Raw genomic sequence first — 18157 nt, forward strand, 5'->3', positions numbered from 1 at the left:
TTAGTTGCCTCCAAAGATACGCTCGAAGAATCCCTTCTTCTTAACATCGAGGAAGCGATGTTCCACGGTCTTGCCCAGCAAGCGATCAACCGCATCGCTGTACGCCTGGCCGGCGTCGCTCTGGTCGTCAAGAATCACCGGAACACCTTGGTTGGACGCCTTGAGGACCGCCTGGGATTCTGGAATCACGCCCAGCAGGGTCACTGCGAGGATTTCCTTCACGTCTTCAACACCGAGCATTTCGCCATTGCTGACGCGCTCCGGGTTGTAACGGGTGAGTAGCAGGTGCTCCTTGATCGGGTCTTCACCTTTTTCGGCGCGCTGGGACTTGCTGGCCAACAGGCCGAGCATGCGATCCGAGTCACGTACCGAGGACACTTCCGGGTTGGTCACCACGATGGCTTCATCGGCGAAGTACATCGCCAGGTGAGCACCGGTTTCGATACCGGCCGGGGAGTCGCACACCACGTATTCGAAGGTTTCTTTCAGCTCAGCGAGAACTTTGCCCACGCCTTCTTTGGTCAGCGCGTCTTTGTCGCGGGTCTGGCTGGCGGCCAGTACATACAGGTTCTCAAGACGCTTGTCCTTGATCAGGGCCTGTTGCAGGTTGGCTTCGCCGTTTACCACGTTGACGAAGTCGTACACCACGCGGCGTTCGCAGCCCATGATCAGGTCGAGGTTACGCAAACCAACGTCGAAGTCGACGATAACTGTCTTGTGGCCGCGCAGAGCGAGGCCGGTACCGATAGCGGCGCTGGTGGTGGTCTTACCCACACCACCCTTGCCGGATGTAACCACGAGAATCTTGGCCAAGGTGTTTCACCCCTAAGGAAAAAGGACTTTTCAGTCCCTGAAAAACATCTCTTGGAACTCGCCGCAGGCGGACAGCCTTTGTAGGAAAAAGATGTGGTTTCCATGGGGAAACGCCAACTTCCAATTATTCCTACGCAAGTCTTGCCGGTTTCGCTTTGCTATCAGAGTCTAGAGATGCTTGGAAAATGCGGCAGTATCCGTTAAAGACGGATGATGTTCAACACATCGCCCGACAGGCTGACTTGTACCCCGGCCCCCCACAGCGGATCACGGCGCAAATCTTCTGAAACCTTGTACTGGCCTGCGATGGACACTAGCTCAGCGGTCAACTGCTGGCAAAAAATACGCGCCTTGGTATCACCCTTGATGCCGGCGAGGGCACGTCCGCGCATCGGGCCGTATACATGGATATTGCCATCGGCGAGAAGTTCCGCCCCTGGGCTGACCGGGGCGATCACCACCAGGTCGCCGCCCTGGGCGTAAATCTGCTGCCCGCCGCGTACGGGAGAGGTGATGATCTTTGTGGGCTTGATCGTCGGCTCGGGTGGTTTTTCCGGTTTTTTCTTCACTTCACCTTCGGTCGGGTCGAGGGGACGCTCGCGGGCACCGGACGGCGGCAATACTGGCAACTCAATGGCGATCGCCGCCGCAATGTCTTCGATACGGCTGGCGCGAATCGCCAGGGTGCGCAAACCATGGGAGCGGCAGACGCGCATCAGGCCAGGCAAGTCAATGACGCCCTGGCCGGCCGGGAGTTTGTCCAGGGCCAGCACCAGCGGGGCGTTGTTGAAAAAGTTAGGCGCCAGGGCGACCTTGGCGGCCAGTTGGCGGTCCAGGGCGTCGAGGTCATTGCGGGCCAGTTCCAGCACGGTGATGGCGAGCATGCTGCCTTTCAGCTGGAACACGGGATCTTGGTCTAGCGGTTCGGTTTGGCTCATGGTCGGCAAAAGCGGCTTGTCACGAAAAGTGTCGAGACTTATAACGAGAACATCCACGGGCCGCAAGCCGAGTCGAACGTTGTAGAATGCGCGGCCCTGTCTTTACCGGAATCTGTAATGGATCGCCCGCGTTTTCGAGCTGTATTTTTTCACCCGCGTTTTTGGCTGCTATGGCTGGGACTTGGCCTGCTGTGGCTGATCACTCAGTTGCCGTACCGCGCGCTATTGACCATTGGTCGCTTATTAGGCGCGGGCATGTACCGCGTGGCCAGCGAACGTCGCCGCATCGCCGCACGCAACCTGGAACTGTGCTTCCCGGAAAAATCCGCCAAGGAGCGCAAGAGGCTGCTCAAGGAAAACTTCGCCTCCACCGGCATCGCCTTCTTTGAAATGGCCATGAGCTGGTGGTGGTCGCGCCCGCGCCTGGCGCGCCTGGCGCATGTCGAAGGGCTTGAGCACCTCAAGCAGGCGCAGTTGGATGGCAAGGGCGTGATCCTCATGGCCCTGCACTTCACCACCCTGGAAATCGGCGCGGCGTTGCTCGGCCAGAAACACACCATCGATGGCATGTACCGCGAGCACGGCAACCCGCTGTTCGACTTCATCCAGCGCCGTGGCCGCGAGCGGCACAACCTTGACTCCCTGGCCATCGAGCGCGAAGACGTGCGCGGCATGCTCAAGCTGCTGCGCGCTGGCCGTGCCATCTGGTATGCGCCGGACCAGGACTACGGCGCCAAGCAAAGCATCTTTGTGCCGCTGTTTGGCATCCAGGCCGCCACCGTCACCGCCACCAGCAAGTTCGCACGCCTGGGCAAGGCGCTGGTGGTGCCGTTCACCCAGGAGCGCCTGGCTGACGGCAGTGGTTACAGCCTGGTGATCCACCCGCCGTTGACCGACTTCCCCGGCGAAACCGATGAGATCGACTGCCTGCGTATCAACCAGTGGGTCGAAGCCTCGGTACGTGAATGCCCCGAGCAATACCTGTGGACCCACCGGCGCTTCAAGAGCCGGCCGCCGGGTGAGCCTAAGCTGTACGAAAAGCGCCGTCGATAACACCTACTGTTCGCCACAATGGAGTGATGCAATGCGCCCAGCTGAACCGGTCACAGGCTTGATTCTTTCCGGCGGCGGGGCGCGAGCGGCGTATCAGGTGGGCGTTTTGGCGGCAATTGCCGAGTTGCTGCCAGCGGGGGCGCCGAACCCTTTTCCGGTGATCGTCGGCACGTCGGCAGGGGCGATCAATGCGGTGAGCCTGGCCAGCGGGGCGACTGATTTCAAAGCCGCCATCGAGCGCCTGACCGCGTTCTGGCAGGGCTTTCGCAGCCACCTGGTGTTGCGCAGCGACTGGCCCGGCGTGATCCGCCAGGCCAGTCGTTTCCTGATCCACAGCCTGCTCGGCCTGGGCGCTCAGGTGCCGGTGGCGTTGCTCGACAGCACGCCGCTGCGCGCACTGCTCAAAGACAAACTGCACCTGGACGGGATCGACGCGGCCATCCGCAACAACCACCTGCATGCCGTCGCGGTCACGGCCTTCGGTTATGAGTCCGGGCAAGCGGTGACCTTCTATCAGGGCGGCGGCACCATCAATGCCTGGCTGCGCCATCGACGCATCGGCATGCCGACCCAACTGACGGTTGAGCATCTGCTGGCCAGTTCGGCCATTCCCTTGCTGTTTGCCCCGGTCAAGCTCGACCAGGAATACTTCGGCGATGGCGCAGTGCGCCAGTCCGCGCCGATCAGCCCGGCGTTGCACCTGGGCGCCAGCCGCGTGCTGGTGGTGGGCGTAAGCGGCAATCCACGCGGCAATGAACCTGCGACGCAACGCACGTACACCGGCCAGGAACCGACTCTGGCGCAGATTGGTGGGCACATGCTCAACAGCACGTTCATTGATAGCCTGGAAAGTGATATCGAATTGCTTGAGCGTTTGAACCAGTTCAGTCATGTCTTGCCGGCGGACGCGGCGATACAGGGGTTGGCGCCGGTGGAGGTGCTGGTGATTGCGCCGAGCCAGCCGATCGACGAGATCGCCGCGCGCCATCGCCAGGAGTTACCGGCGGCGTTGCGCCTGTTCCTGCGTGGGCCGGGAGCGACCAAGACCAGCGGGGCAGGGGTGCTGAGTTACTTGCTGTTCGAGGCGGGGTATTGCAGCGAGTTGATTGAGTTGGGCAGGAAGGATGCGTTGGCCAAGCGCGAGGAATTGTCGAGGTTCTTAGGCCTGTCACCGATCTAAAAATGTGGGAGCTGGCTTGCCTGCGATAGCGGTATATCTGTGCCAAATGTAGTGGCTGACACATCGCTATCGCAGGCAAGCCAGCTCCCACAGGGGATCGCGGTTAACCTTTAGAAGTGGTACTTGACCAGGAAGCTCGCGGTGTCCTGGTTAGTCTTGAACGCGCCGGAATCTTCAATCCCGTACTTGTTCTTCCAGTAGTCGTATTCAAAACCCACATACAACTGTTTTTCGCTCCAGTGCAGCGCCTTGCCCAGGTCATATTTAACCTGCGGGTTGAAGTGCAGGTTGGCGTGATAAGTGCCACGGGCGTTCTTGTCGTTGTCCACCACCCAGTCCATGAAGCCATCGATCAACACGTTGGAGTTGCCCACCGGGATGGTGTACGACCAGACCGGGGTAATCTGCCATACGCCGTCACCCGGCCGATTGCCTTCGGTCTGGCGTTGGTAGAAGTTCAACTGGAAGTAGTCGAAACCGGGGATGTTCAAGTCAAAGCCCGGGCCCAGCAAGTACGACTCGTTATCGCCTTCGCCGAACTCGTAAGTGAACGCCAGCAACACATCTTTGATTGGGCCGAATGACAGGTCTTTGTCGAAAATCTTGCCGAACGACAAACGCGGGCTGAACTCGCCGTAGTAAGTACTTGGGCCGACGTTGCCGTCTTCCTTGCCGTTGTAAAAGATGCGGTCGACGAACAGGAAGTTGTCTCCGTACTTCCACGCGTCGGCATGTTCGAAGGTGACGGTTTGCTGAATCTGCGGGTTGACGGTGAAGTTCTTGCCCCACAGGTAAGTCAGGCTGTTGTTCTGCCACTGCAACAAGTCGCCGGCCATGGCTTGGCCACCGGCCAGCAGGGATCCCGCCAGCATCAGGCCTTTCAACATAGGTTTCATTCGGTTGCTCCCGAGTCAAAGTTTTATGGTTGTTTTTCTACGCAGGCGCTCTGGTGTGGCGCCTTTTGGTTCGCTGCAAAAATCGTCTGTTTGGTCAGCTTTAATGCTTTTAGCAAGAGCTGCGCCAAGGTGTTTAAAAAGCCAATAAAACGCCTTCGGCTGCACTTGATGCAGTCGATTACGCAGGTTCTTTAGTGCACGTTGGCCGCAGACACGGGGCCAGGATAAGTTGGCCCTGCAGTCAGCTTTTACATTCGCTGTTTTTTTTTGAGTCGATTCGAGCGGGCGCGGAGAATACTGGCTCTCAGGCCTTGGCTCAAGTGCGCTGTTAGAGAGCGCGTGGGGCAAGAATGGGGCGCGGCTTGTGGCCTGCCCCAGGTCAATGGTGTGCATGAGGGGTTTACCTGTTCGTTATTATTTTTGTTAAGAGCAGGAACGCATCAGTGTGTAGAGGCGACGACGGGGCGCTCAGCCCCGCCGAGGATGTTGAACAGTACATTCAGCGACAACGCGCTGAGGGTGGCCATGGCGATCCCGCTGTGGGTAATCGGGCTCATCCATAGCGGCAGTTGCGCGAAGAACTCCGGACGCACCACCGGGATCAGGCCCATGCCGATGCTCACCGCTACCAGCAACTGGTTGCGGCGGTCGGCGATGTCGGCTTCCTGGAGGATCTTGATGCCGGTGGCCGCGACCATGCCGAACATGGCAATCGCCGCGCCGCCAAGCACCGCCGGTGGAATCGACGCCACCAGGAAGGCGGCTTTGGGCAGCAGGCTGAGCACAATCAAAAACGCGCCGGCCATGATCGTCACCGAACGGCAGCGCACGCCGGTCATCTGCACCAGGCCGATATTCTGCGCGAATGAGGAGTGGGTAAAGGTGTTGAAGAAACCGGCAAAAAACGACGCGCCGGCATCACACAGCAAGCCACGGCGCAGCATCTTCGGCGTGACCTCCTGGCCGGTGATCTTGCCCAGGGCGAGGAACATGCCGGTGGACTCGACGAAGATAATGACGACCACCAGGCACATCGACAGGATGGGCGCCAACTCGAACTTGGGCATGCCAAAGTGCAGCGGCGTCACCACCTGCACCCACGGCGCTTGGGCCAGGCCGCTGAGGTCGACCATGCCGAGCATGCCGCACAAGCCGTAGCCGAGGGCCATGCCGATCAGCACCGAGATATTCACCCAGAAGCCGCGCATGAAGCGGTTGATCAGCAGGATGGTGCCCAGTACCAACGCGGCAATCGCCAGGTAAACCGGCGAGCCAAAGGTGGCGGCAGCGCTGCCGCCACCCGCCCAGTTCACCGCCACCGGAAACAGCGACAGGCCGATGGCGGTGATAACGGTGCCGGTGACCAAGGGCGGGAAAAAGCGCACGACCTTGGACATGAACGGCGCGATCAGCAGGCCGAAGAAACCGGCGGCGATCGTCGCACCAAAGATGCCCTGCAAGCCGATGCCGGGCATGCCGGCCATGGCGACCATGCTGCCGACGGCGGCGAAACTGGCGCCCATCATCACCGGCATGCGAATGCCCACCGGGCCGATGCCGAACGACTGCACCATGGTGGCGATGCCCGCCACCAGCAAGTCGGCGTTGATCAGAAAGGCGATTTCTTCACGGCCGAGGCCCGCGGCCTGGCCAATAATCAGGGGCACGGCGACGGCGCCGCCGTACATCAGCAAGACGTGTTGCAGGCCTACCAGAATCAGTTGCAAGAGGGGCAGCCGCACCATCGCGGGCACGGCAGGAGTCTGCGGTTCTAACTGGGACATGCAACACCTCGGATCTTTTTATTTTTGTGTTGTTTGGCATTCAATTGCCATTTGAAACGCGGTCATCAGAGCTACGCTGATCTCAATTGTGGGAGCTGGCCTGTGTGGGAGCTGGCTTGCCTGCGATGCAAGCACCTCGGTGAATCAGGTCTACCGAGGTGATGCGATCGCAGGCAAGCCAACTCCCACACAAGCCCTTCCCACATTTGGATTTGCATCAGGCTGTCAGTTGGTGCGTGCTCCCTGATTGATCCAGGTGCCAATCAAATCCCGCTCCTGCTGGGTCATCTGGGTGATGTTGCCCAGCGGCATGATCTGGCTGGCCACGGCCTGTGCTTGAATGCGCGCGGCCTGCTGCTGGATCTGCGCCGGGGTGTCGAACATCACGCCGGCCGGCGCGGTGCTGAACAGCGGGCTGGTGGGCTTGGCCGAATGGCACACGGCGCAGCGTTCCTGGATCACTCCGTGCACCTTGTCGAAATCAATCGACGCCTGGGCGGGCGCAGGTGCCGCAGCAGGTGCTGCCGGGGCGGCGGGCGCGGCGGGTTTCAGGCCACCACCCAGCGCGGTTTCCGGCAATGGCTGGTACTCGATGGCCGCCGGTGCCTTGGCCACGTCCGGTGCAGTCGCCACGGGTTTCGGGCCGGTCACGTAGGCCAGGCAAATCATCGCCAACGCGCCCACCGGCAAGGTCCACGCATACTTCTGGCTGTTATGACGGGTGTTGAAGTAGTGACGCACCAACACCGCCGCCACCGCGATCCCGGCCAGGATCAGCCAGTTGTATTGGCTGCCGTAGGTGCTCGGGAAGTGGTTGCTGATCATGATGAACAGCACCGGCAAGGTGAAGTAGTTGTTGTGCCGTGAGCGCAGCAACCCCTTGGCCGGCAGGGCCGGGTCCGGCGTGCGGTTCTCGGCGATCGCCGCCACCAGCGCACGCTGCGCCGGCATGATGATGCGGAACACGTTACCGACCATGATCGTACCGATCACCGCACCCACGTGCAGGTAGGCGCCACGGCCGCTGAACACTTTGCTGAAGCCGTACGCGGCGGCAATCAACAGCACGAACAGGATCAAACCGAGCAGGGCAGGGCGTTTGCCCAGGGCCGAGTCGCAGAGGAAGGAGTAGATGAACCAGCCGACGAACAGTGAACCGATGCCCAGCAGTACGCCTTCGGGGCCACTGAGGCTGCTGCCCGGGGCCAGCAGGTACAAGGTCGGGTTGGCGTAGAACACCACGCACAGCAGCGCGATGCCCGACATCCAGGTGAAATAGGCTTCCCATTTGAACCAGTGCAGGTTGTCCGGCATGGTCGGTGGGGCCAGTTTGTATTTTTCCAGGTGGTAGATACCGCCACCGTGGATCGCCCACAAGTCACCGGCCAGGCCGTCCTTGGGGTTGACGCGATTGAGGTTGTTTTCCAGCCAGACGAAGTAGAACGAAGCGCCGATCCAGGCGACGCCAGTGATCATGTGAACCCAGCGCACGCTAAGGTTCAGCCATTCCATCAAATGTGCTTCCACAGTCTTTACCTCTCGCCTGTCACCCTTGTTGTCGGGTGATCAGACCTTCTCTTATTGGTGGGGGGCGAGGATCAACCGCTCATCCTCTTTGAAAAAATGCTCATCGCAGTTATTGCCTGTGCCACTGCGATCAACCACCAGGAAGTCATCCCGCTTTTCGATCGTCAGCACCGGGTGGTGCCAGACGCCGCGATGGTAATTAATGCCCTGCCTGCCGTTGGTAACGAAGGCGCGGACCAAGCCCGATACAGGTGCATCGCCAAGTGGCGCGACCACGATCAGAAAGGGGTTGCCGAGCAGCGGTATGAAGGCTTGGCTGCCCAGCGGGTGTCTCTCCAGCATGCACACGGTCAGCGGCATAGCCAGCGCGTCGGCGCGGAAGATGCTGATGATCGCGTTGTCTTCAGGCTGTGCGGTTTCTACCGTTGCCAGCTTGTGAAAGCGCATGGTCGACCCGTTGTTGATCATGAAGTGATCGCTGCCATCGGTTTCGATAACGTCTCCGAAAGGGGCGAAGGCTTCTTTGGTCAGGGGTTCGATCATCAGTGTGCGCATGGCTGTCTCTTATCCGAGTTCTGTGGATCGTTCCCACGCTCTGCGTGGGAACGCCGCCCTGGACGCTCTGCGTCCGCTGTTGTGACGCAGAGCGCCACGGTATGCATGCCCACGCGGAGCGTGGGAACGATCGGGTGTTATTTCGCGACCTTACCGAGAACGCGCAAACGGCTCACACCACCATCCGGGAACACGTTCAGGCGGATATGGGTAATCGGCCCCAGCGCCTTGATCTGCTCGGCAAACGTATGTTCGGCGTGCATTTCCAGTTTCTGCGCCGGCAGCAGTTCACGCCAGAACAGCGATTGGGTTTCGATCTGGCTGTCGGTGCCGCCCTTCACGAACGCGCCCTGGATCGAGCACGTGTCCGGGTAGTTGCCCTTGAAGTGCAGGGTGTCGACGATGATTTTCTCGATCTCGCCGGGGTGGCCCAGCGCGACGATCACCCAGTCATTGCCCGGCGTGCGACGCCGTGCGGTTTCCCAGCCGTCGCCCATGTTGATGCCACGGCCTGGGTTGAGGATGTTGCTCATGCGGCCGAAGTGTTCATCGGAGCAGGCCAGGGCGCGACCACCATTGAGTGCGGCAGCCAGGTCGACCTGTTCGTTGTCACCCACCGAGGACCAGTCGCGGAACGGCACGCCGTACACACGCAGACGGGCCACGCCGCCATCCGGGTAGATGTTGAAGCGCAGGTGGCTGAACGCCTTGTCGTTGCTGATCTCGTGGTAGTGGTGGCTGTTGCCCTGCAGCTCGACGGCCGACAGCACTTCCACCCACTGGGTGTTTTCATCAGGGTCGCCCGAGGCCAGGAAGCAGGCTTCCAGGGAGGCCGACGGCGGGTAGTTGCCGGTGAAGAATGAAGTGTCGATGTCCACGCCTTTGATCGAGCCCGGTACGCCCAGGCGGATCACCGCACTGTCGTAGCCTTCGAAGCGCTTGCGGCGCGATTCCCAGCCGTCCATCCACTTGCCGTTGTCATCGAAAACGCCCTCCTTCCACACGGCCGGGGTCGGCTGGAACAGGCGGTTGGCGTCAGCGAACCAGTCATCGGTCACCGAAAGGATCTTGGTGCCCAGGCGCGCGTCGGCCAGGTTGACGAATTTCTCGAAAGGTACGGCGTAAGCTTTCATTCTTCTTGTCTGCCTTAAATAGAGTGGCTTGGGATGCTCGCCAGGCCCTGGGCGTTCATGAACCGCTCGGGCCAGGTCTGCTTAAAGAGTCAGTAAACGGAACAACGCGATTTTGTTGATCTCGGCCAGGGCACATTTGAACTCGGCGTCTACCGAGTTGTGAATGCGCGTTTCAAACGCGGCGAGAATTTGATGCCGGTTGCTGCCTTTTACCGCCATGATGAAGGGAAACTTGAACTTGGCCTTGTAGGCATCGTTCAGCTCGGTGAAGCGAGAAAACTCCTCGCTCGAGCATTGGTGAATCCCCGCGCCAGCTTGCTCATCGGTGCTGGCTTGGGTGAGTTGGCCCTGGACGGCAGCTTTGCCCGCCAGGTCCGGGTGAGCATTGATCAGTGCCAGCTGGCTGGCGTGATCAGCGCTCAACAGGATGTCGCTCATGCGCTGGTGCAGGGTTTCGATCTGGTCGATCGACGCGTCCTGGCCCAGGTCGAAGGCCTTTTCGGCCACCCATGGCGAATGTTCGTAGATGTCGGCGAAAGCTGCGACGAATGCGTCGCGGCTCAGGGTCGAGGGTTTCAAGGTGTGGAACGCAGTCATTTCGCCGCTCCCGTGTACGGGTGGGTTTCGTGCCAGTGACGGGCAATGTCGACGCGGCGGGTGAACCAGACTTGTTCATGGCCCTTGGCGTATTCGATAAAACGCTTCAGGGCGGCGAGGCGCGCCGGGCGGCCGATCAGGCGGCAATGCAGGCCGATGGAAAGCATCTTCGGTGCGTCGGCGCCTTCGGCATACAGTACGTCGAAGGCGTCCTTGAGGTACTCGAAAAAGTCATCGCCCTTGTTGAAACCCTGCACTTGGGTGAAGCGCATGTCGTTGGTGTCCAGGGTGTAAGGGATCACCAGGTGCGGCTTGCCGGTGGGGTTGTTGGGTTCCCAATAAGGCAGGTCGTCGTCGTAGGTGTCGCAGTCGTAGAGGAAGCCACCTTCCTCCATCACCAGTCTGCGGGTGTTGGGGCCGGTGCGCCCGGTGTACCAGCCCAGTGGGCGTTCGCCGGTCAGCTCGGTGAGGATGCGGATGGCTTCGAGCATGTGCTCGCGCTCCTGGGCCTCGTCCATGTACTGGTAGTCGATCCAGCGGTAGCCGTGGCTGCAGATCTCATGGCCGGCAGCGACCATCGCACGGATCACATTCGGATGGCGCTGCGCGGCCATGGCCACGGCGAAGATGGTCAGCGGAATGTCGAACTCTTTAAACAGCCTGAGGATGCGCCATACACCGGCACGGCTGCCGTATTCGTACAGCGACTCCATGCTCATGTTGCGCTCGCCTTGCAGCGGCTGGGCCGAGACCATTTCCGAAAGGAAGGCTTCGGACTCTTTGTCGCCGTGCAATATGTTGCGCTCACCGCCTTCTTCGTAGTTGAGTACGAAAGACAGCGCGATGCGTGCGTTGCCCGGCCAGTGGGGGTGAGGAGGGTTACTGCCGTAACCGATCAGGTCGCGTGGGTAGTCAGCGCTCACTGCAGTCTTCCTTCTTGTTCGTGGTAGCGGTGTGTGTGGCGGCCGGGCAGTGAAAAGACTGGGTGGCGTCACAGCGATGAGTGATTGTATACAACTTATCGCCAACTTTGTAAGCCTACATTTCTGCATTTTTTCTGCAGAACCCTGGGAATAAGACTTAGCAAGAAACTTGCCTACCTGGTCAGCTAAAGGACAAAAGGTCGTTAAAAAGCAAGGATTACCTGATAAACGCCTCGGCAGTTAACGTGGCTGGGGTGATCAAAAGGTTTGTGATTTTTATTGTGTACAATTTTTTTAAAAAGTGTCTTAATCAGCCATCGCCGGCTTTTTTGATGCCCTGAAAAAGTGCGGTCTTCTTATCTACTGACTTCGGGAGGCGCGCAGACGCCATGGGACGCTTGACCACACACGTTTTGGACGCCGCACATGGCTGCCCCGGCAGCGCAATCACGGTTGAACTGTACCGCGTCGAAGGTACGCAGCTGGAACTGGTTGCCACCGCCACCACCAATAGCGACGGCCGCTGCGACGCGCCGTTGCTGCAAGGCGACGACTACCGCAGCGGCGTTTACCAGCTGCAATTCAGCGCCGGTGATTACTACCGCGCCCGTGGTGTGCAATTGCCGGAACCTGCGTTTCTCGACGTCGTGGTACTGCGCTTCGGCATCAGCGCCGAGCAGGATCACTACCATGTCCCGCTACTGATTTCGCCTTACAGCTACTCCACTTATCGCGGTAGCTGAGTCGTCACCTCGCTTCACACCCCCAAAGCTCTTCGTTGGTTTTTCGCCCGCCCACACTGCGGGCTTTTTTTTGCCTGTGGCGTGGCGGCAGGCCGCCCAACTATGTAACGCACCCTTCACGGTCGGGGTGCCTAGGCTCGGCTCTTTCGCTACGGAAGAGTCCGCCATGAGTACCGACACCACCGCTGGGTTGGCCGCTGAAGCCGCCTGGGCCGACACACTTGATTTCGATGATCCGAACACCTCGAGCGCGGATCGCGACGCGGCCATTCGTGTGCTGTTGACCCGCCGGCTCAACGCCGTCATGCAGCCCAGCGCTGAAATCAATCGCCTGTACGAAGCCCAAACGCGGGGCAGCAAAGCAGCAAAAGCACTCAGTGGCCTGATCGGGCGTGCGCCCAGAGTGCTGGGGATTTTGCGCGGCGCGTTACGCGAAGCCTTTGGCCTGGACCCGGACACCGTGCTGTTCAGCGAACCTCGGCCACCAGCTCTCACCCAACGGATCGACAGCCTGACCGAGCGTGCATTGGGCTTGCTCATCCAGCCCTACGTGCCGCTCAACATCAACCAGTTCACGGCATTGAGCGTTAAGGACGATCCTTCCCGCCCATTGCCGTTTACCGCCCGTGAAGCACTGGAGCGGGTCAACGGCCTGGCGTTGCTCGATCGGCTTGACGCCGCCATGCGCGCGTATTGGCAGCAACTGGCGCAAGGCTCCTGGCTGACCCGCAAGCAACACTGGGCGCAATTGCGCAAGTCAGTGTTCGCCGAGAATGCGCTGCTCGCGCATTCTTTGTACCAACTGACCGACAACGGCTTCGCCATGCTGCGCCAGCTGATGGAACTGCCGGGCGCTGACGCACGACGGCGGGCCGGTGGGGAATGGGCGTGCATTCAGGTGAGCAGGGTCGCGTGGCCCGGCACGAACCAGGCGCTGGTGCCGATCCCGGGGGCCTTGCATATATACCGTGAGGGCGTGGTGGGGGATACGCCCCATGTGATTTACCTGCCGGGCCTTTCGCGTGAGTTTTACGAGTTCAGTTCCTGGCACCGACTGCACTGCGACCTGCCGGTGTTGGTCAATGGCCCGCTGAGCCGCGTTTTGTGGCAGTGCCTGCCGCTGCGCCGCTGGCATGAACTGTGTGACACGCCAAGCGCTACGCCGAGCGCGTTTACCCTTCAACTCATTGGCCCGCATCAAGAGGATGCGTTGCTCGCCAGCGCCACTGAGTTACTGGAGGCGCAGTGGGATAACGAGCTGGCATGTGCATTGTCGATCAACCCCGCGGCTGTCGGCATTCAAGGGGCGGGCCAGTCAGCCGCGCCGGATGTAAAACGGTTACTAAAGTTCATCCAAAAGGGCCGCTCGCGCCTGGTGGGGTTTGCCCGGTTGGGAGGCACCCTGAACACCTTGCTGGAGTGGGACCACCGGCGTCGGGCTGGCGAAATTGCGTTCGGCAGCCTGGCGTCGGGGCTTGCGTGGAACACTCGCGAAGCGCTGCTCAAACGTTATGAAAAAGGCCTGGTCGCCTTGCTGGATGCGACGGACATTGCCAACGACAGCGCGGCCTTCCAAGAGGTTTTAGACCTTGAGCGCCAATGGCAGGAACAGGTGGAGACGGCGCGCAAGTGGGCGCATGGCACCCACGAGCGCCTGTTGCAAAAGGCGTTCTGGCTGGAAAAACCCAAGGGGGCGCTCAGTCGTGGCTCATTGTTGGGGGGCGCGCAGCGTCGGGCACTGCTCTGCGAGGCCCAGATGCAACAGCGCTTGAAGCTGATAACCCCTGCGCATCTGCAGCTGGTGAATGCGGCGCTGAATGCGTCGTGGGTGCCCGGTCAGCAACCTACGGATACCTGTGTGTTGCAGGTCGCGGTGGGCGGCGAGGCGGCTGCGGTGTACCCATTGCTCGGCGCGGTGTTGGTGACAACCAACGCGGCTCGGGCTCAACCGGCCGGCCGGCACTCGGTGGTGTTATACGTGATGGGGCGGCAAGGCGGGCTGGTGCCTTTCGACAGCCTGAACGCCTTCGCCGATGGCCTGCAGGCCAGCCTGAAAAGTCGCGATGGGTCCATGCTGTGGCGCTGCATTGGGCGTCACCAGCGTGCGCAGCTGCGGGCTGCGATCAGCGCGCTGCCCACGGGCACGCCCCTGGTGAGCTACACGGTGATCGAGCGCAATGTGCTCAAAGACCTGTTCCTCAATCTGTTGCAGCATTACCTTGCGCTGCAAAAACGTATCGACCAGGGCGAAAGGCTGTTCAGCGAGGTAAGTGACCCGCAGTCAAGCGCCATGCTGCTGGCTCAAGAGTTGTTCGAGTGCCTGCAAATACCCGCCAATGATGCGCGAACACTGGCCCTGGCCAACGTCAACCTGCTGCAGGAGACGGCCAGGCAGGCGAAAAAGCTGCCTGCGTGGCTCGGCATCGCCTCGACGGGCCAGCGCAAACACTACAAGCAGTTGTCACGCCGTTATCTGGCGAACGCCTGGGCGGTGGAAAACAAACTCTGGCAAGACTTGCCGGACCTTGAGGCCTTCGCCCGCGACGCGCTGATTGCACGATTGAGCGAAGACGGGTTTTACCCGCAGCTGGATATCGACAAACCCTTGCTCGATTTGCCTGACGATGTGAGTGCCCAGCTGTGTGGCTGGTCGAGCCAGTGTGCGGTGGGCGATCGCGACGTGAAAATGGTGGTCAGCCCCCAGCGTACGACCTTCAGCCTGCTGCAATTGGCGCTGCACAACCTCGACCCCAATGCGCCCTGGACGCGCTGGCGCTTGAACCGCGCGCGCTGGCTGGACCCGCACTGGAAAGACCGTTTGAGCGTGGGTTACCTGATCAAAATGATCGCGTCGCTGGATGTGGGGGGCGAGTACGACAAGCACATTCAGCGGGCTTTTTACCCGCCGGTATCCCCTTCAGGTGCGTCCACCGGCCTGTCCCAGGCACTGGTCTATCGGGCCTTGCAACAACGCGCCGAGATGCAGCTGTATTCGGCGGTGCAAGAAGGCCTGAGCGACGCGGCCCAGCGCCTGTTTACCTTTGCTATGGCCGCGCGCTCGGCCGGTGACTTGCAGGCCGACGGGTTCGATGTGCAACTGGCGGTGCTGCGCCTGGTGGGCGTGACCCTGGAGCAGGATCGCCACATTGCCGGGGTGCTGTTGATGCATGACAAACTTTCGGGGCTGTGTGTGGTGTATTGGCCTACGGCACTGGCAAGCCGGGTGATTGTCGGGTACGCCAGCCTGGTCGAGGCCGAGCGAGCCTTGAACCGACTGGGCGCATTACCCGATAACATGAAAGTGCTGGCGCGCCAGGTGGCGCCCGGCTGGGAGTCTCAGGCGCTTGACCGTTACCTCGGTGAAGACCACGGGGTGAGCCCCAGGCGGCGTTTTTCGGGGCGACTGGGCATCGTAGCGATGGAGCGCGTGGTGAGCTGGGTCGCCGAGTTTTTCACGGTCCGGCATAAAGTGCCGGCAGTCGCCCTGGACAGTGTCGAGGCTCAAATCCAGGAACAGATTGCGCTGCTGCCCCAAGGCTGGTTGGCTGCTGTGCCCACGTCCGGCGGCAATGCAATGGCGTTGCTGGCCCATGCCCAGGTGTTCGACCTGCAACGCCGTACTCAAGCACAGTCCCAGTCCGCCCAGGCGTTGCAGGAGTACCGCGAACAGCGTTTGGGCGAGCAGTATGACGCAACGATTCGGGGGGTACTGTCGTTTGTCCCGGTGCTGGGCATCGGTGCCAGCCTCTATGAAATGCTGCTCGCCGCGCGGCGCTATCATTTCAGCGGCTCTGCCCATGACGCGGTGGATGTGGCGTTTTTGACGGTGCTTTCCTTTGTCGATGTGCTGCTGACTTTTGCCCCGGGTCCCAAGGGCGCCCGCGTTGCTCGGGCGTCCCTGGCTCCCGTGCATCGTCATCAAGGCTTTGCGCGTGCAGGGCTGAACGTGGCGCCGAGCAGACCCCTTAATCTGCTGGAACGCTTCAGATCATCGGGTGGCTTGGAGGGCGCCATTGAGTTGCAGGGGCCGGGAGGCAAGGGGCGGTATGTGAAGAATGGCCAGCAGTTACTGGTCGAGGGTGATGAGGTTTACCCGGTGTATCAGCGCCCGAACGAAGGGGGCCTGCGGCTGAAAAAAACACCAGGCGAGGGGGAGCTGATCTTGAAGATTGAGCATCCCCGCGAATGGCTGTTGGGGGCCGATGCACCCGTGGCGGGGCCGTCTTCAGGGGTGTTTCAACCTTGGGCCCCGACCCGCAGCGCGAGTGATTGGGCACCGCCATCGCATGCGCGGGTGGAAGCGGCCTTGCGTGCATCGCCGGTGGCCGGCAGCGCCTGGCAAAACTGGGCGGTATGGCACAGTGAGCCGCTGACCGAGGTGGCGCCTTCGCGCAGAATCTACCGAATGCCGGCGGCGCCGGGTTATCCGCCGTATGAGGTATTGCAACTGGGGCAGCAACACTACTATTACCGGCTGCTGCCCCAGGGCACCAACGCCTCTTCGGAGCGGGTCGTGTTTATCATGAGAAACCACGACCTTCACTTCAGGGCGTACGTGGATATGGAGCGTTGGCTGGGTATTGCTGACGCCGAGCAACCGGTGCCCGCGACACTCGGCGCCAATGGGCTGTGGACGCCCCATCAGCCGCTGTTCAATGAGCCCTTGGACATCACGGTGGGCAGGGCCTTTCCCGACTTGACCGTGAACAGCCGGCGGTTTGTCGGCGAACGCCTGACTGAACTGGCAGACACCGGGTCCAGGATAACGGCCACGCATTTACTCAATATCAGAGCCACCCTCGATCATTGGCTGGCACCGCAAACGCCGGGGCGTATGGTCGATTTATTCAATATGCTCAGGCCGGTGGCTGAGCCGGGTGCGGGCAGTGCCAATATTGGGATTGATGGGCTGACGCCGGGCTTTGTGCGACTGGATTTCAGCCCGCCCGATCACCTTAATTCCGCGTTGCTCAGGCGCGGCGTCGGGGTCCCTACCTTGCGCTCGCAGGCCGCTGAGTCCGCCGTCAGGCGTGTGCTCGAGCATCATGGGTTTAGCGTCAAAGGCATCGCAAGACGCCAGGGTGGAGTGTCGGGGATGGATTTCTACTGCACTCATCCACACACTGACAGGGTCTATTTCGTGCTGACCCGCTGGGTGGATAATCGCACCGTCAGCCTACGCTCCAGGGTTGCGCCGCAGCTTTCCGACGCCTGGTTTCAGGACCGTGTCAGCGCGGCGACACCCTATTCGCTGGAGTTTATTGCGATTGACAACGCCATGAGGGAGCAGCGTTTGGTCAGGATGGTGGCGGGTGTCCAATGGTCGGTTCGTTACGACGAACCGGCCAGTGTGTATTTTGCCAAAGTCGCGCCGTTTACCCCTTGAGCAACGCCGCCGTCGCCGCGCCGCCAAACAATGTGGCGCTGACCCGGTTGAACCAGCTCTGGCCCTTGCCGCTGCGCAGATACCGCGCAGCGCCATGGGCGCCCAGGCCGTAAGTCAGTTTGCACAACAGGTCGAGCACGGTCCAGGTGGCGATCATTACCAGCAGCTGTGGCAGGAACGGCTGCTGGCTGTTGAGAAACTGCGGCAGGAAGGCGGCAAAGAACAGGATGTCCTTGGGGTTGCTGGCGCCCAACACAAAAGCCCGGCCAAACAGCGTACGAAACCGCGGCGTCGCCGCAGCCGCCGGCACCACCGCGCCCTGGCTCGGTTGGCGCGATTGCTGCCAGCTCTGCCAGGCGAGGTAGAACAGGTAGGCCGCACCGACGATTTTCAAGGCACTGAACAGCTGTTCCGAGGCCAGCAACAATGCGCCCAGACCCAAAGCCGAAGCACTCAACAAACAGATCGACGCAAACACTCCGCCCAGAAACGCCGGGTAGGAGCGGCGCAAGCCGTAGTTGAGGCTGTTGCTGATCATCAGCAGTGACAGTGGCCCCGGAATCAGGATCACGATCAATGCAGCACCACTGAACAGCAGCCAGGTATCCAGGTTCATCATTTGCTCCTTG

General features: G+C 60.8%; 15 protein-coding genes. 4 read left to right on the forward strand and 11 right to left on the reverse strand.

Annotated features, from left to right (window positions below; translation table 11 throughout):
- Together minD and minC are read right to left on the reverse strand one after the other, a co-directional pair.
- Positions 1-813, reverse strand: coding sequence for a septum site-determining protein MinD (gene minD / locus L8I05_RS02165; protein ID WP_003209098.1), 813 nt, complete (start codon positions 811-813; stop codon positions 1-3).
- 200 nt (positions 814-1013) lie between these two features.
- Complete coding sequence (gene minC / locus L8I05_RS02170; protein WP_242167040.1) at positions 1014-1751, reverse strand: septum site-determining protein MinC; 738 nt, start codon at positions 1749-1751, stop codon at positions 1014-1016.
- A 117-nt stretch (positions 1752-1868) separates the two neighbouring features.
- On the opposite strand from minC, the gene L8I05_RS02175 reads away from it, so the two are divergent.
- Positions 1869-2804 (forward strand): lipid A biosynthesis lauroyl acyltransferase, encoded by a 936-nt coding sequence (locus L8I05_RS02175; RefSeq protein WP_242167041.1) that lies wholly within the window; start codon positions 1869-1871, stop codon positions 2802-2804.
- 31 nt (positions 2805-2835) lie between these two features.
- Positions 2836-3984, forward strand: a complete 1149-nt coding sequence (locus tag L8I05_RS02180; protein WP_197627284.1) for a patatin-like phospholipase family protein — start codon at positions 2836-2838, stop codon at positions 3982-3984.
- 110 nt (positions 3985-4094) lie between these two features.
- On the opposite strand, the gene L8I05_RS02185 is transcribed toward L8I05_RS02180, so the two are convergent.
- The 8 genes from L8I05_RS02185 to puuE all read right to left on the reverse strand — a co-directional run bounded on the left by L8I05_RS02185 (position 4095) and on the right by puuE (position 11399).
- Positions 4095-4880 (reverse strand): outer membrane protein OmpK, encoded by a 786-nt coding sequence (locus tag L8I05_RS02185; protein WP_159958525.1) that lies wholly within the window; start codon positions 4878-4880, stop codon positions 4095-4097.
- A gap of 15 nt (positions 4881-4895) precedes the next feature.
- Positions 4896-5273 carry a hypothetical protein gene (locus L8I05_RS02190; protein ID WP_242167042.1) on the reverse strand — a complete coding sequence of 126 codons (378 nt, stop codon included), beginning with the start codon at positions 5271-5273 and terminating at the stop codon, positions 4896-4898.
- Between the two features lie 47 nt (positions 5274-5320).
- Complete coding sequence (locus tag L8I05_RS02195; RefSeq protein WP_159958523.1) at positions 5321-6664, reverse strand: nucleobase:cation symporter-2 family protein; 1344 nt, start codon at positions 6662-6664, stop codon at positions 5321-5323.
- A 225-nt stretch (positions 6665-6889) separates the two neighbouring features.
- Complete coding sequence (locus L8I05_RS02200; RefSeq protein ID WP_242167043.1) at positions 6890-8191, reverse strand: urate hydroxylase PuuD; 1302 nt, start codon at positions 8189-8191, stop codon at positions 6890-6892.
- 51 nt (positions 8192-8242) lie between these two features.
- A complete protein-coding gene (locus L8I05_RS02205; protein WP_159958519.1) occupies positions 8243-8746 on the reverse strand; it encodes an ureidoglycolate lyase in 504 nt (167 codons plus the stop codon).
- Between the two features lie 137 nt (positions 8747-8883).
- Positions 8884-9879 carry an allantoicase gene (gene alc, locus L8I05_RS02210; RefSeq protein WP_177019032.1) on the reverse strand — a complete coding sequence of 332 codons (996 nt, stop codon included), beginning with the start codon at positions 9877-9879 and terminating at the stop codon, positions 8884-8886.
- Between the two features lie 81 nt (positions 9880-9960).
- A complete protein-coding gene (gene uraD / locus L8I05_RS02215; RefSeq protein ID WP_197627288.1) occupies positions 9961-10476 on the reverse strand; it encodes a 2-oxo-4-hydroxy-4-carboxy-5-ureidoimidazoline decarboxylase in 516 nt (171 codons plus the stop codon).
- Positions 10473-11399 carry an allantoinase PuuE gene (gene puuE / locus L8I05_RS02220; protein WP_197627289.1) on the reverse strand — a complete coding sequence of 309 codons (927 nt, stop codon included), beginning with the start codon at positions 11397-11399 and terminating at the stop codon, positions 10473-10475. Before puuE ends, uraD begins: the two co-directional genes overlap by 4 nt.
- A 389-nt stretch (positions 11400-11788) precedes the next feature.
- Between puuE and uraH the strand changes: the two genes are divergently transcribed.
- Together uraH and L8I05_RS02230 are read left to right on the forward strand one after the other, a co-directional pair.
- Positions 11789-12142 (forward strand): hydroxyisourate hydrolase, encoded by a 354-nt coding sequence (gene uraH / locus L8I05_RS02225; RefSeq protein WP_242167044.1) that lies wholly within the window; start codon positions 11789-11791, stop codon positions 12140-12142.
- Positions 12143-12308: 166 nt separating this feature from the next.
- Complete coding sequence (locus L8I05_RS02230; protein ID WP_242167045.1) at positions 12309-17528, forward strand: DUF6543 domain-containing protein; 5220 nt, start codon at positions 12309-12311, stop codon at positions 17526-17528.
- Here the strand turns inward: L8I05_RS02230 and L8I05_RS02235 are convergent.
- Positions 17518-18144, reverse strand: coding sequence for a LysE family translocator (locus L8I05_RS02235; RefSeq protein WP_242167046.1), 627 nt, complete (start codon positions 18142-18144; stop codon positions 17518-17520). The two genes, L8I05_RS02230 and L8I05_RS02235, sit on opposite strands and share 11 nt — an antisense overlap.
- Positions 18145-18157: the final 13 nt, after the last annotated feature.

Origin of the sequence: Pseudomonas sp. MONT-RG-20F-20-E-7-02, from assembly GCF_022662395.1 — a bacterium.
Taxonomy (GTDB): domain Bacteria; phylum Pseudomonadota; class Gammaproteobacteria; order Pseudomonadales; family Pseudomonadaceae; genus Aquipseudomonas.

What these genes read in the sequence shown, in the direction of transcription:
- minC (WP_242167040.1), bottom strand. Translation starts at nt 1,751, where the DNA reads ATGAGCCAAACCGAACCGCTAGACCAAGATCCCGTGTTCCAGCTGAAA.
- L8I05_RS02175 (WP_242167041.1), top strand. Translation starts at nt 1,869, where the DNA reads ATGGATCGCCCGCGTTTTCGAGCTGTATTTTTTCACCCGCGTTTTTGG.
- L8I05_RS02180 (WP_197627284.1), top strand. Translation starts at nt 2,836, where the DNA reads ATGCGCCCAGCTGAACCGGTCACAGGCTTGATTCTTTCCGGCGGCGGG.
- L8I05_RS02185 (WP_159958525.1), bottom strand. Translation starts at nt 4,880, where the DNA reads ATGAAACCTATGTTGAAAGGCCTGATGCTGGCGGGATCCCTGCTGGCC.
- L8I05_RS02190 (WP_242167042.1), bottom strand. Translation starts at nt 5,273, where the DNA reads ATGCACACCATTGACCTGGGGCAGGCCACAAGCCGCGCCCCATTCTTG.
- L8I05_RS02195 (WP_159958523.1), bottom strand. Translation starts at nt 6,664, where the DNA reads ATGTCCCAGTTAGAACCGCAGACTCCTGCCGTGCCCGCGATGGTGCGG.
- L8I05_RS02205 (WP_159958519.1), bottom strand. Translation starts at nt 8,746, where the DNA reads ATGCGCACACTGATGATCGAACCCCTGACCAAAGAAGCCTTCGCCCCT.
- alc (WP_177019032.1), bottom strand. Translation starts at nt 9,879, where the DNA reads ATGAAAGCTTACGCCGTACCTTTCGAGAAATTCGTCAACCTGGCCGAC.
- uraD (WP_197627288.1), bottom strand. Translation starts at nt 10,476, where the DNA reads ATGACTGCGTTCCACACCTTGAAACCCTCGACCCTGAGCCGCGACGCA.
- uraH (WP_242167044.1), top strand. Translation starts at nt 11,789, where the DNA reads ATGGGACGCTTGACCACACACGTTTTGGACGCCGCACATGGCTGCCCC.
- L8I05_RS02230 (WP_242167045.1), top strand. Translation starts at nt 12,309, where the DNA reads ATGAGTACCGACACCACCGCTGGGTTGGCCGCTGAAGCCGCCTGGGCC.
- L8I05_RS02235 (WP_242167046.1), bottom strand. Translation starts at nt 18,144, where the DNA reads ATGAACCTGGATACCTGGCTGCTGTTCAGTGGTGCTGCATTGATCGTG.